Consider the following 14,640-nt stretch of genomic DNA (forward strand, 5'->3'; position numbering starts at 1 on the left):
TTCGGAATGAGAGAGTATTACGGCCAGTGGGAGCGAAACTATGTGAAACCTTGGATTATGAAACGCCCGGTTCTACTGGAAGGTGGATGGATTGTGAGCAAGCACCCTTATCACAATGACCCGAGCGGTTACAAAACAGCCAAAGATGTGCGTATCGGAGAATTTGAAGACGGTCAGGAAGCTCATGTCAACATGATGGATTTCCGTGTAGGAGACGAAACCATGAGTTGGTTCCGTGATGCCTATCCTTTGGTTGAGCGTTTCATCTCCGAAGGAGGTTATCGTTTATATCCCGATTCCATTGTAGTTCCCAAAGAAATGAAGAGTGGTTCAAGAATAAAGATAGTACATCGCTGGAACAACTTAGGCTGGGGATATTGCCCAACCAATATACCACAATGGAACCAAAAGTATAAAGTAGCTTTCGCATTATTGAACCAAGACAATCAAGTAGTCTACTCTTATCTGGACAACAATACTGATTTATCCGTCTGGATAAAAGGCTATCCCACTTCCTATGAGTTCACTCCCAAACTTCACGGGGTAAAAAAAGGAACCTATACCTGGGCAGTAGCTTTAGTCGATACAACCAAAGGCAATGGAAGCAATGTTAAGGGGCTGGATATCTCTGCCAAGGGAACCTTCACTAATTCTGGTTGGTTAAAACTGTCAGAAGTAACTGTAAAATAAATAAGACACCCCATCGACTTTATAAACAAGAGGCTGAATTCAATCTTGAATTCAGCCTCTTGTTTATAAAGTCCAATCCATCTATTTCTTTTGCGGCAACCCCTTCAGCAAGTGGTCCACCGCCGCTTTCAGCTGTGCATCTTCTCCCTTCAAAACAGCTTCCGGTTCATTATAGACCAGGATATCAGGCTGCAACGTGCGGTTCTCCAGATAGTTGCCCTGCATATCCATGCAGCCTACCTGCGGAATACCGAATACAATACTTGGATCGATCTGGCTTTCCCACCAGACAGCCGTCATGGTTCCTGCCACGGGAGCACCTATCAGCTTACCGATACCCAACGTCTTGTACACAAAAGGAGTACCGTGGGCATTGCTGTAATTATCCTCGCAAACCAGCATACACGAAGGTTTCAGCCATCTGTCAAAAGGATCGCTGCCGATGTACTGGCCACGCGGCACAAAGCGTTCATACTCCTTGCCGCTAAGTAACGTCGCTACTTGTTCGTGCAGCCACCCGCCTCCGTTATGGCGGGTATCCACCACAACAGCCTCTTTCTTACGACTGCTTTCGCTCAACAAATCGGAGTAAATCTTACGGAAGCTCGGACTATCCATACCTTTGATGTGAATATAAGCAATGCGTCCACCGGAATATTCATCCACCTTCTTGCGGCAGTTTTCCACCCAGCGCTTATACAACAGCTCATTCTGGGCACCGTAAGATATGGGCTTCAAGGTTTCTTCAAACCGCTTTCCGGTAACAGGATCATAGACCGAGAGAATCACCTTGCGGCCTGCCTTACCTTCGAGTAACGGGAAATAATCAGCGCCAGCCTTAATGGCAACACCATCCACTTTCTCGATAATACAGCCCGGCTTGACATCCGTCTTTTTCTTCGTTAATGGACTCTGAGCTATAATTTCTTTAATCTTCAATCCATCGCCCGCATAAGCTTCATCATAGAACACTCCCAAAGCAGCCGTAGGAAGTGCTGCGCCCGAAGCATAATAACGCGCTCCCGTATGAGAACCGTTCAATTCACCCAGCATCTCACTCAGCATTTCCGCAAAATCGTAGTTATTGTTGATATACGGCAAGAAGCGCTTATAAGTTTCTTTGTATCCATTCCAGTCCGTACCTTGCAAGTCTGCCACATAGAACTTATCATTTACCTGCTGCCAGATGTGGTCGAAGATATATTCACGCTCACCATAAGGGCGGTAATCGAAGAAAGCCTCAAATTCAATTGGAGAAATCTTGCTGCCTTCAATCTCTATCTTCTTCATTCCGTCGCGGGCACAAAGGAAGATATTCTTCCCTTCCTTGTCAGGCTGCAAAGCGCCTGCACCTACTTTCTTCAAAAGAACTTTTGTAACATTCTCTTTCAGATTGTGTTCCCAAAGATCGTACCCATCCTCGAAAACAGAAAGATAATAGAGTTTATCCCCTTTAGCAGAAAGCATGGCATCTGCCATATGCGAGGAGTTGACGGTCAGGCGTACAATACGGTCAAAGCGGTTTGCGAGGTCGAACTTTAACGGCTCTACCTTTTTCTCCTTATCTTTGTCGGCATCCCCTTTTTTCTTCTTGGCATCCTTTTCGTCTTTCTTCCCGGCTTTTTCCTTCTCTGCCTTCTCCGCTTCCTCGAGTAAAGCGGTTTCTTCCTTATTCATCAAAAAACGGTCGTATGCTTCAGCATCAAAGAACATGATATAAGTATCGTCTTCGGCTCCCCAACTGCCGTGGCTGCGATACCCCGCACGGTCACTGGTCCAAATCATGGCTTTTCCACCCAATACCCATTTGGCATTGCCATCGTTGTATCCGCTCTCGGTCAGGTTCACCATTTCACCCTTGCCATCGGCATTCAGCAGCACAACATCTTTGTTGTTCCATCCACCTACACCGATATAGTCCGAAAGAATCCATTTGCTGTCCGGACTCCACTGAAACCACTGGTCACCGTCCGAATAAGAGTATTGATACTTGCCATCCATAACGGTACGCACATCCTTTGTCTTCAAATTGATGACACGGATGGTGCTGCGGTTTTCGAGAAAGGCAATCTCTTTACCGTCAGGGCTGTATTGGGGTTGGAAAGAAGCGGCATCCGAGTTTGTCAAGCGTTCTTCCTTCAGCTCTGTGGCATAGGTAAACAGCTTTTCATCCTTACGCACAATCGTCGAAGTGTAAAGTTGCCAAAGCCCGCCACGTTCGGAAGCATAAACCAGTGTCCGCCCATCGGGGGCAAAGTCTACGGTACGTTCCTGACAAGGAGTATTCGTTATCTGCTTCGTAGTCTTATATTCCACTGAAGTGACGTAGACATCGCCGCGCAAAACGAAAGCCACTTCCTTACCATCCGGAGACACTGCCATTTCCGTGGCACCGCTACTCTTAATCTGGCGGATAATATCCTTGTCGTTTCTGTCGGAAACAATGCTGATGTTCACCTTTTGCGCTTCTCCACCGGGAAGCAGGGTGTAAATCTCACCATCAAATCCATAGCACAACCTTCCGTCCGTAGCGGCACTGAGATAGCGTACCGGATTTTTGGTATAGTGCGTCAACTGCACGGCCTTCGCATCTCCGGGAGTACGTCGGTAGATATTGAAAGAGCCGTTTTCCTCACTCAGATAGTAGAATGTTTTTCCATCAGGAGCCCAAACCGGTTCACGGTCTTCTCCTCCGAAAGTGGTCAGCTGGCGGTACTGCGGTTCTTTTCCCGGAGTATACATCCAGATGTCACGGGCAATGGGCGATACGTGATGTTTACGCCAGTAGTCCTCGTAACCTTTCTTATCTTGATACAACATCGCTCCCTCCTTATTGATGGAGATGCACTCCATAGGCATGGACGAAATCATCGTCGGGCGCCCTCCCTCCACTGATACTCGATAGACCTGATTGAACTGCCCGTTAGAGGGAAAGACAACAGCCTCGGCAGACGGCATGATGCCCGCAGAGAACAAGACATGTCCGGCATCTGTAAAAGCAAGCGGCGTTTCGCTTCCCGAGTGGGTAGTCAGCCGTCGTGGTTCGCCTCCGTCTTTGGCCACAATGTAGACGTCCAGGCTTCCCATACGGTCCGAAGCAAAAGCAATCCGCTTACTGTCCGGACTCCATACCGGAGCCGTATCATATGCGGGATTGGTAGTTATCTGCATGGCACGTCCACCGGCAACCGGCACCGTATAGATGTCTCCTTTATACGTAAAAGCAATGGTGGTCCCATCGGGAGAGATGACACTATGACGCATCCACAGCGGAGCATCCTGCGCAAAAGTAAAACCAGCCAGGCAAACGGCAGCAATACCTAATAGTAGTTTTTTCATAATGATTCTTGTTTTTGGAGAATAAAAAAAACCTCACGACTTTTCCTTTCGGAAAAAGACCGTGAGGTTTGCTTATCATTTTAAGTTACCCTCAATTAGAGAGCACCTACTTCCTTCAAAGCGGCATTTGTCTTGTGAACGGCAGCAGCGCTGGCAGCAAATTTAGCTTTTTCGTCAGCAGTCAGTTCCAGTTCAACGATTTTCTCGATACCGTTCTTGCCAAGGATTACGGGAACACCGATACAGATGTCTGATTCACCGTATTCTCCTTCCAGATATACTGAACAAGGAATCATCTTCTTCTGGTTGTGGATGATAGACTCAACGACATAAGCGCCTGCCGCACCCGGAGCATACCATGCAGAAGTACCCAGCAACTTAGTCAGTGTAGCACCACCTACCATAGTAGAAGCTACCACTTCGTTCAGTTTTTCTTCGCTCAGCAGTGTGCTTACCGGCTGTCCTTTGTAAGTAGCCAGACGAGCCAACGGAATCATGGTAGTATCACCGTGACCACCGATAACCATGCCTTCCACTTCGTTGGCGTTGCAGCCCAAAGCCTGAGACAAGAAATATTTGAAACGAGAGCTGTCCAAAGCACCACCCATACCGATGATACGGTTCTTCGGCAAGCCCAGAGACTTCAATGACAGATAAGTCATGGTATCCATCGGGTTGGAGATAACCACAAGGATAGCATTCGGAGAATATTTCAAGATGTTCTGTGCAACCGACTTAACGATACCTGCATTAACACCGATCAATTCTTCACGAGTCATACCCGGTTTACGGGGAATACCGGAAGTAATCACTACAACGTCGGAGTTGGCAGTCTTCTCATAATCGTTGGTACAACCTACAACAGTGGTGTCGAAGCCCAGCAGTTGAGCAGTCTGCATCATATCCATTGCCTTACCTTCTGAAACGCCTTCTTTCACGTCCAGCATTACCACTTCGTCAGCCACTTCATTAAAGGCTAACACATTAGCGCATGTAGCACCTACGTTACCTGCACCTACTACGGTTACTTTTGACATAATTTCTAAAGTTTTTTGTTTATAAGTGTTCTTTAAAGATGACGCAAAAGTACAGCGAACTTCGTAATTAGAGAAATATTTCCGTAATAATTTTAGTTAAATACACATTTAGCCAATGATTAGTGGACGATGATTAATGATTAATGATTAATTTTGCGGACGATTAATGAATGTAGGACGAATAATCAGCCACCAACCATTAATCACTTAACCATTAATCATTATCAAAAATGGCAGTTAAGAAGAATACACTTCTCATCGTGGCAGGCAGCCTCCTTATCTTATTATTAATAGGAGTTACCATTCTGCTGATTTCCGAAAAGCAAACCAACAAGGAACTGGTGATGGAATTCAATCTGGATAAAGAAGACCTTGAAAATCAATACACAGACTTCGCCAGACAATATGACGAACTGAAGTTGACAGTCTCCAACGACTCCCTCTCCGTACTCTTAGAGCAGGAACAATTGAAGACCCAACGTTTATTGGAAGAACTCCGCACCGTGAAGAGCAGCAATGCCACCGAGATACGCCGTCTGAAGAAGGAACTGGCCTCTCTCCGCAAAGTCATGATAGGCTATATCAACCAGATTGACTCGCTGAACCGCCTGACTGCTCAACAGAAGGAAATCATAGCCGATGTCACCAAGAAGTACAACGCCGCTTCCCGGCAAATCAGCAACTTGTCCGAAGAGAAGAAGAACCTTACCAAGACCGTGACACTTGCCGCCCAACTGGACGCCACCAACATCTCTGTGCAGCCCACAAACAAACGCGGCAAGACTGCCAAGAAGGTGAAAGACATCGTGAAGTTCAAAATAAACTTCTCCATCGTGAAAAACATCACTGCAGAGACCGGCGAACGTACCCTCTACATCCGCATCACCAAACCGGACAATGACGTGCTGACCAAAAGTTCCTCGAACACCTTCCCATACGAGAACCGGGAACTGGTATATTCCATCAAGAAGTATATAGAATACAACGGAGAAGAGCAAGCCGTCACCGTATATTGGGATGTAGAAGAATACCTCTATGCAGGCACCTACCGCGTAGACATTTTTGCTGACGGTACCCTTATCGGTTCGCAATCATTCAGCTTGAATTAATACAAAAAAATCTAAATTATTTTGCAATATCATTGAAAGCCTATACATTTGCATCGTTGTTTATGCAATTATTGTTGCTGTATAAACAACAGATTCATCACCTTAATTAATGTATAGCCCAATGAAAAAGTTCTTCTGTTTCATCTGTTTGGCATACCTATCCTTCCCCATGAAGGCCCAGGAAGCATTAAGCTTGGATAGTTGCCGTGCATTGGCAATCTCCAACAACAAAGAACTGCTGATAAGCCAGGAAAAAATCAACGCTGCCCACTATCAAAGGAAAGCGGCATTTACTAATTACCTTCCCAACATTTCGGCCAGCGGCGGATATATGCGCAGTCAAAAAGAGTTGTCCATCCTCAGCGACGCTCAGAAAGGAGCCTTGTCCGGATTGGGTACAAGTCTCAGCGGACCGTTACAGCAGGCTGCCCAAGTCATCGCACAGCTTCATCCAGAACTGGCAGGCCAATTGCCGGCTTTAGGACAAAGCCTGGTAGGTGCCCTCGACGGTGCAGGCCAATCCTTGGTTGACGCCTTTCGTACAGACACCCGCAACATGTATGCGGGCGCACTGACCTTGACCCAACCCCTATATATGGGCGGCAAGATACGTGCCTACAACAAAATTACCAAATACGCCGAAGAGCTGGCCCGCCAGCAGCACAACACCGGTATGCAGGAAGTAATCCTGAGTACAGACCAGGCATATTGGCAGGTAGTGTCCCTTGCCCATAAAAAGAAGCTGGCAGAAGGTTATCTGAAACTACTGCAGAAGCTCGACAGCGACGTTGACAAAATGATTGCCGAAGGCGTTGCCACCAAAGCAGACGGACTCTCCATCAAAGTAAAAGTGAATGAGGCCGAAATGACCCTGACCAAAGTAACCGATGGCCTGAGCCTTGCCCGGATGCTGCTGTGCCAATTGTGTGGTCTCGACCTTTCCACTCCCGTCATGCTCACAGACGAACAGAAGGAAGACCTGGCTCCCACTACTCCGGAAAACGGTGCCATCGACATCAACAATGTTTATGCTACCCGTCCCGAAGTGCGTAGCCTGGAACTTGCCACGCAGATTTATAAGCAGAAAGTAAATGTCACCCGTTCGGAATATCTTCCTTCCATAGCACTAATGGGCAGCTATATGGCAACCAACCCTTCCGTCTTCAACAGTTTCGAGAAAAAGTTCAAGGGGATGTGGAATGTGGGTGTCATGGTGTCGGTACCCATCTGGCACTGGGGCGAAGGCATCTATAAAGTAAAAGCAGCCAAATCGGAAGCACGCATCGCCCAATACCAGTTGGATGACGCCAAAGAAAAGATAGAGCTGCAGGTCAACCAGTCGGCTTTCCAAGTGAACGAAGCTGCCAAGAAACTGACCATGGCCGAAAAGAACCTGGAAAAAGCCAACGAGAACCTGAGATACGCCACACTTGGCTTTGAGGAAGGCGTTATACCTGCCAGCAATGTGCTCGAAGCGCACACCGCATGGCTTTCTGCCCAATCGGAAAAGATAGACGCACAGATTGACGTAAAACTGACGGAAATCTATCTGAGAAAGGCAACGGGGGAATTGACAATTGATAATTGATAGTTTCTTCAATCGTAAATAGTAAACAGTCAAATAGTAAATAATATGTTGGATACAAAATCACAAAACAGTAACATGTTGTTGGCATTCCTCACGCTGACGGGAGTGATTGCCATCGTTGCCCTTGTAGGTTTCTTCATGTTGCGTAAAGGGCCGGAAATTGTGCAAGGACAAGCAGAAGTAACGGAGTATCGAGTATCGAGCAAAGTGCCGGGACGTATTCTGGAATTTCGTGTAAAAGAGGGACAAAGCGTACAAGCCGGAGACACCCTTGCCATTTTGGAGGCTCCGGACGTGCAGGCCAAACTGGAACAAGCACGCGCCGCCGAATCGGCAGCCCAAGCCCAGAACGAAAAAGCTCTGAAAGGCGCCCGTCGGGAACAGATACAAGCTGCCTATGAAATGTGGCAAAAGGCACTGGCCGGACTGGAAATTGCCGAAAAATCCTACACGCGTGTGAAGAACCTGCACGACCAAGGCGTGATGTCTACACAAAAGCTTGACGAAGTTACCGCCCAACGCAATGCAGCCCGGGCTACGGAGAAAGCCGCCAAAGCCCAGTATGATATGGCCAAGAACGGTGCGGAACGCGAGGACAAAGCCGCTGCCGCTGCCTTGGTGGAACGTGCCAAAGGAGCTGTGGCCGAAGTTGAATCGTACATCAAGGAAACTTACCTGATTGCACAGACTGCCGGTGAGGTATCCGAGATATTCCCCAAAGTAGGCGAGCTCGTGGGCACGGGTGCTCCCATTATGAACATCGCCATTCTGGACGATATGTGGGTAACCTTCAATGTACGCGAGGACTTGCTGCAAGGGTTGGGTATGAATACCGAATTCGAGGCGTTCATCCCTGCACTCGATAAGAATATCCGCCTGAAAGTGTACTATATGAAAGACCTCGGCACATATGCCGCCTGGAAAGCGACCAAGACTACCGGCCAGTTCGACCTGAAAACATTCGAAGTAAAAGCCGCTCCGCAAGAGAAGGTGGAAGGACTGCGTCCGGGAATGAGTGTTGTATTGAAGAAGTAAAGGAGTTATGAGTTATTGGAGAGGATGATGGAAAGAAATAAGAAACATACGGCTTTGTGGAATGTAGCAAGACGCGAATGCCGCCGTCTTGTTTCCCGCCCGCTCTATCTGTTCTGTATGGTGATAGCACCGTTGTTCTGCTACATATTCTTCACCACGCTGATGGACTCCGGGCTTCCTACGGACATGCCCGTAGGTGTGGTGGACCAAGACATGAGTGCCACTTCACGCCAGCTGATACGTAACTTGGACGCTTTTGAGCAGACAGCCGTCGTCGCCCGCTACCCTACCATCAACGAAGCCCGTACCGCCATGCAGCGCGGAGAGATTTACGGTTTCTTCTACATTCCCGAAGGTACCTCTGCCAAAGCGCAGGCCGGACGGCAGCCCAAACTCTCTTTCTATACAAACAATACCCTGCTCATCGCAGGTTCACTCCTCTTCAAGGACATGAAGATGATGAGCGAATTGGCATCCGGTGCCGCAGCACGTAGCACCCTATATGCCAAAGGAGCTACCGAGGAACAAGCGATGGCCTTCCTCCAACCCATCGTCATAGATACGCATCCACTCAATAACCCGTGGCTGAACTACTCCGTATATCTGTGCAACACCTTTGCACCGGGTGTATTGATGCTGCTTATCTTCATGGTAACCGTCTATTCCATCGGAGTCGAGATAAAAGACCGCACCGCCCGCGAATGGCTGCGCATGGGCAACAACTCCATCTGGATTTCCCTTGCCGGCAAACTGCTGCCGCATACCGCCATCTTCTTCCTGATGGGAATATTATATAATGTATACCTCTACGGTTTCCTCCATTTTCCCTGCAACAGCGGCATCCTGCCGATGCTGCTTGCCACCCTTTGCCTGGTGCTGGCATCGCAAGGCATGGGAATATTGATGATAGGAACCCTGCCTACCCTGCGTCTGGGACTCAGTTTCGCTTCCCTATGGGGCGTACTCTCTTTCTCCATGTGCGGATTGTCATTCCCCGCCATGGGCATGCACCCCGTATTGCAGGCATTGGCAAATCTGTTCCCCCTGCGCCACTATTTCCTGATTTATGTGGACCAGGCACTGAATGGATACCCCATGATTTACTCGTGGGTCAACTACGTAGCGCTGCTTATTTTCATGATGCTCCCGTTCCTTATAGCCCATAGGCTGAAAGGAGCGTTGGTTTACTATAAATACATGCCCTAATGAAAGACCTGACGTTCAGACAGAAAGTGATACAAGGCATTCATGACTTGTTCTATATATGGAAACGGGAATTCGGCACCACCTTCCGCGACCAGGGCGTGCTCATCTTCTTCGTGCTCGTTCCGTTGGTCTATCCGTTGATATACGCTTTCATCTATACCAACGAAACTATCCACGAAGTGCCCACTGTCGTGGTGGATGACTCACGCTCCTCGTTGAGCCGCGAATACCTGCGGAAAGTGGACTCCAGTCCCGAAGTGAGCCTCGTGAGCTACTGCGCTGATATGGAAGAAGCCAAACTGATGTTGAAGGACCGCAGGGCATACGGTATTATCTACATTCCCTCCACCTTCAGCGACGACATTGTACGCGGTAAGCAGACGCAGGTCAGCATCTTCTGCGACATGAGCGGACTGCTGTATTACAAAGCCTTGCTGACTGCCAACACCAACGTGTCGCTCGCCATGAACGCAGACATCAAAGTGGAGCGAAGCGCCAATACCACCGACCGCCAGGACGAAATTACCGCCTACCCGATAGAGTATGAGGATGTCGCCCTCTATAATCCAACCAACGGATTTGCCGCTTTCCTGATTCCGGCAGTATTGGTATTGATTATCCAGCAAACGCTGCTACTCGGCATCGGCTTGTCTGCCGGGACGGCACGCGAACAGAACCGCTTCCGCGACCTGGTGCCTATCAACCGCCACTACAACGGCACACTACGCATTGTGATGGGAAAAGGGCTGAGCTACTTCATGGTATATTCACTGGTATCGGTATATATACTGTGTGTGGTTCCATGGCTTTTCAGCCTCAACCAAATAGCGATACCCGGTGTCCTGACTCTGTTCATCCTGCCCTACCTGGCCGCTTGTATTTTCTTTGCCATGACAGCATCCATTGCCATCCGCAACCGCGAAACGTGCATGCTGCTGTTCGTGTTCACCTCCGTGCCGCTGCTGTTCCTCTCCGGCATTTCATGGCCGGGAGCTGCTATGCCCGCTTTCTGGAAGTACTTCTCGTACATCTTCCCTTCTACCTTCGGCATCAACGGCTACGTACGCATCAACAGCATGGGAGCCACACTCAATGAAGTCTCTTTCGAGTACCAAGCACTATGGATACAAACGGGCTTCTACTTCATCACCACGTGCCTGGTATATCGCTGGCAGATATTGCAGAGCAGGAAACATGTGATTGAAGAGTATAAGAAGCATAAGAGTATAGAAGCGTAACACATTGTTCCAAGCCTACGAAACAAAGTGTTCACATGCGTTTGAACACTTTGTTTCAGCGTATCAGAACAATTTGTTCCAATATATAAAAACAGTTTGTTCGCCATATTGAAACAGTCTGTTCCCTTATAGGAAACAGACTGTTTTGTTAAAGGAAACAAATAGTTGCCCTACAGCATCGGCAAGGCAGCAAACAGACAAACGGGGCTGTAATACCTAATTACGGTCGCATGTGTTTCTCCAATATCGGGTAAAGTATCTCAGCATACCTCATAAAGCCCAAATCGGTAAAATGAATGCCGTCTACTGTAGCCTCCCCGTCGTGGCCGATGATGTCACGGGAAGCAAGGAAATAGATGTTTTTCTCTCCACGTTGCTTCAAAGAACGGAAAAAGGCATTCAATGTCTCATTCTTGTCCTTTACCTCCTTGGCAATCCTGGTGTCAAAAGGAGAGTGGGTAAAGAGAGGGTCTTCCACGAAAAGGACAGGCGTATCGGGATGCTTGCTGCGGATAGTGGTATAGAATTTATCGGCACGCTCTCTCATTTGCTCCACGGTAGCATTGGGCACAAAGTCGAGGACAAACATAGAAGCGTCCACACCGGCTATGACATCGGCAATCTCCAGGTCGAGCAAGGCATTGCCGCTAAATCCCAGATTGATGCACTCACGATTGAGCCAACGTTCCAGAATATTGGTATGCGCCATGCCGGGACGGGAAGCGCAGCCTCCCTGCAAGATGCTGGTACCATAGAATACCACCGGCTTCTCACGTTTCGGCAAGTCTACTGCCGGCGGGGTAATGGCGGATAAAGAATCCACGCCGATGGAAAGCGAGGTAACCCCATCATATAAAGAAAGGTACAAAAGGTATTCGCGCTCCTCGGGCAACATATTGCTTACGATAGTCGCCTTATTGATTTTGCCCTGCGGACGTCCGCTACCGGCAAATATCCACTTACCGTCTTGCAAGCAGTAGAGGTCGAGGCCTTTAATGCCGGTCGGTGTCATGTGGTTCATACTCATATTGTTCCTTACTTCCCATTTGGCAGAAATGCTTGTAGAGTTGGAACGGAAGCGCACGGCGAGTCCGGCACTGTTGCGGCCTAAGTCCCACAATGGCTTGCGGGAGATGTTCTGCAGAGAGTCCGGCAGACGCTCATAGCGGGTAAGGGTAGATTCTGTTGCTTTGCCCAGAAGGGGGAAGGCGGAAGCATCATGATAGATAGTCTGGGCATTGGCAACAGCGGCCAACAACAAGCCCATCAAAAGAATTCTGGTTCTCATATGACAAGATATTAAGTGTTAAGTATCAGATGGCAAAGATACAAGGTTTCTTTGAAAAACGAAGAAATGGAAGTATTTTACATCAATTAACTCCCACATACTTGTTTCTTTACGAAACATTCGTAATTTCGCAAAAAACAATTTATATGAGACACATTCATTTACTCTTAGCAGGCTTCCTACTGTGCATCTGCTGTACCCTGCAAGCCAAAAACCGTGTGATTGACCAACCAGCGTTTATCGTAAGAAACACGACTTCCATCGAAGTGAGTAAAGTAGTCATCAGTGACACGGCAACCGTGCTCCACATCTATGCCAAGTATCGTCCCAAGTACTGGATACAGATTGCACCCGACAGCTACCTGACAGACAATAACGGAGAAACCTACCAACTGCGTTCCGGTATAGGCATCATACCAGGTAAAGAATTTTGGATGCCCGAATCGGGCGAAGCGGAATTCCAGTTGGTCTTTCCTCCCCTATCCGACAATGCTACCTCCTTCGACTTCACCGAAGGCGAAAAGGTGGAAAACGGATTCAGCATCTGGGGAATACAACTGAAAAGCAAGAAACTGCCGGAACTGGCACTTCCCCAGAACGCCGTAGTACACAAAGCCGACCCTAATGCCGAACTTCCCGAACCGGTCATCCAATACGGAAAAGCCATGCTGAAAGGAAAACTCCTGGATTCACGCCCCAATATGGGAATGCCAATCAGTATTGCCGTGTGGGAGAATATCAAAGGAGACATCACGGACATACCACTCGACATCCAGCCTGACGGCAGTTTCACCAAAGAAGTAACATTGCCCGGCACTACCCCATGTACCATATATTTGGGTAGAGAGCATATGCTCCAGTTCTTCATGGAACCCGGCAAGACAACAGAAATATACGTCAATCTACGCGAAGCTTCCCGGCGCAAGTCTAAATTCCACAGCGAAGGGAAACCCTATGGAGAAATGGTATATATCAACGGACCGCTGGAAACCGTGGCACAAGAATTGAACGGAAACCACCTCGGCATCGACATGCAAGACAAGCTCTATCAAAACATAGCTGCACTGGCTGGCAAGGATATTGATGCAGCCAAAGCATACGTACTTCAAATATCCGACGAAACACAAGAAGCAATAGACAAGTTGCCTTATAGTGCTTCTACCCGACAACTTTTGACTATCAATAACAAACTGATTACAAATGCCATGCTGTCTTCCGTTGCCAGCATCTTGACATCGGCTGCCCTACACGCCAATCTCATCAAACGGGAGGAAGCAAACAACTACTATCAGGAACTTGCCCGGAAAGTACCCGCCAACTACGTGTCCGACGAAGATATGAGTATATTGAATGTGCCGCAGGCAGTCTTGTCCAACCAGTATGTACAAATGGCTTCAAGGAATGTCGAACGGAGTGGAGAATTGGCCAAAGCCTGGGGAACCGACAAAGGTATCTTCTTCGACATAGCCCGCAATGTCACCCTCTACCGGGGTATCAAGAACTTCACCCCGCTCACCGACGAGCAAAAGGCCACCGTTGCCGCCATGCCCGCCGCATACCGTGAAATGCTGACTGCCGCCAATGACGAACTGCTGGCACAACTCGAAGCCAACAAGAAAAAGACGGGCTATACCATCAACCAAGTGGACGCCAACGTCAGCAACGAAGATTTGTTCACTTCTATCATCAGCAAATTCAAAGGAAAAGTATTGTTAGTAGATTTCTGGGCCACTTGGTGCGGTCCATGCCGTATGGCAAACAAGATGATGGCCCCCATGAAGGAGGAACTGAAAGACAAGGATATCGTATATCTGTACATCACCGGTGAAACCTCCCCCTTGAAGACCTGGGAGAATATGATTCCCGACATCCACGGCGAACACTTCCGCCTGACGGATGCCCAATGGAAATACCTATCGGATGCATTCAAGATAGAAGGGGTACCGACTTATCTGATTGTAGACCGCGAAGGAAACACCACGTTCAGACAAACCGGCTTTCCGGGAGTAGAGAAGATGAAGGAAGAGTTGCTGAAAGTGACTAAATGACAAACTGATAAAACAAAAAAACAGCAGGCTTATCACCTGCTGTTTTTTTGTTTTATCAGTAT

General features: G+C 48.2%; 9 protein-coding genes. 6 read left to right on the plus strand and 3 right to left on the minus strand.

Going from position 1 to position 14,640, the window contains the following annotated elements:
- Positions 1 to 771 precede the first annotated feature (771 nt).
- Both CSD97_RS07260 and mdh read right to left on the minus strand, forming a co-directional pair.
- The gene (locus tag CSD97_RS07260) at positions 772 to 4,029 is read right to left on the minus strand and encodes a S41 family peptidase (RefSeq protein WP_098032175.1); all 3,258 of its coding nucleotides are present in this window, start codon (positions 4,027 to 4,029) and stop codon (positions 772 to 774) included.
- A 95-nt stretch (positions 4,030 to 4,124) separates the two neighbouring features.
- Entirely contained in the window at positions 4,125 to 5,066 is a 942-nt protein-coding gene (mdh, locus tag CSD97_RS07265; RefSeq protein WP_005829779.1) for a malate dehydrogenase, read from the minus strand.
- A gap of 230 nt (positions 5,067 to 5,296) precedes the next feature.
- On the opposite strand from mdh, the gene CSD97_RS07270 reads away from it, so the two are divergent.
- The 5 genes from CSD97_RS07270 to CSD97_RS07290 all read left to right on the plus strand — a co-directional run bounded on the left by CSD97_RS07270 (position 5,297) and on the right by CSD97_RS07290 (position 11,242).
- Positions 5,297 to 6,175, plus strand: coding sequence for a hypothetical protein (locus tag CSD97_RS07270; RefSeq protein WP_005829777.1), 879 nt, complete (start codon positions 5,297 to 5,299; stop codon positions 6,173 to 6,175).
- A gap of 121 nt (positions 6,176 to 6,296) precedes the next feature.
- The gene (locus CSD97_RS07275) at positions 6,297 to 7,763 is read left to right on the plus strand and encodes a TolC family protein (RefSeq protein WP_008664221.1); all 1,467 of its coding nucleotides are present in this window, start codon (positions 6,297 to 6,299) and stop codon (positions 7,761 to 7,763) included.
- Between the two features lie 45 nt (positions 7,764 to 7,808).
- Positions 7,809 to 8,798, plus strand: a complete 990-nt coding sequence (locus tag CSD97_RS07280; RefSeq protein ID WP_035450104.1) for an HlyD family secretion protein — start codon at positions 7,809 to 7,811, stop codon at positions 8,796 to 8,798.
- Between the two features lie 27 nt (positions 8,799 to 8,825).
- Complete coding sequence (locus CSD97_RS07285; protein WP_009037852.1) at positions 8,826 to 10,004, plus strand: ABC transporter permease; 1,179 nt, start codon at positions 8,826 to 8,828, stop codon at positions 10,002 to 10,004.
- Positions 10,004 to 11,242, plus strand: coding sequence for an ABC transporter permease (locus tag CSD97_RS07290; protein ID WP_035450106.1), 1,239 nt, complete (start codon positions 10,004 to 10,006; stop codon positions 11,240 to 11,242). The genes CSD97_RS07285 and CSD97_RS07290 overlap by 1 nt, the downstream gene beginning before the upstream one ends.
- Before the next feature lie 220 nt (positions 11,243 to 11,462).
- On the opposite strand, the gene CSD97_RS07295 is transcribed toward CSD97_RS07290, so the two are convergent.
- Complete coding sequence (locus tag CSD97_RS07295; protein ID WP_005833392.1) at positions 11,463 to 12,530, minus strand: SGNH/GDSL hydrolase family protein; 1,068 nt, start codon at positions 12,528 to 12,530, stop codon at positions 11,463 to 11,465.
- 146 nt (positions 12,531 to 12,676) lie between these two features.
- Here CSD97_RS07295 and CSD97_RS07300 point away from each other — a divergent pair, with 146 nt between their 5' ends.
- Positions 12,677 to 14,578 (plus strand): TlpA disulfide reductase family protein, encoded by a 1,902-nt coding sequence (locus tag CSD97_RS07300; RefSeq protein WP_098032176.1) that lies wholly within the window; start codon positions 12,677 to 12,679, stop codon positions 14,576 to 14,578.
- Positions 14,579 to 14,640: the final 62 nt, after the last annotated feature.

Origin of the sequence: Bacteroides sp. AR29 (assembly GCF_900217715.1) — a bacterium.
Lineage (GTDB): Bacteria > Bacteroidota > Bacteroidia > Bacteroidales > Bacteroidaceae > Bacteroides > Bacteroides uniformis.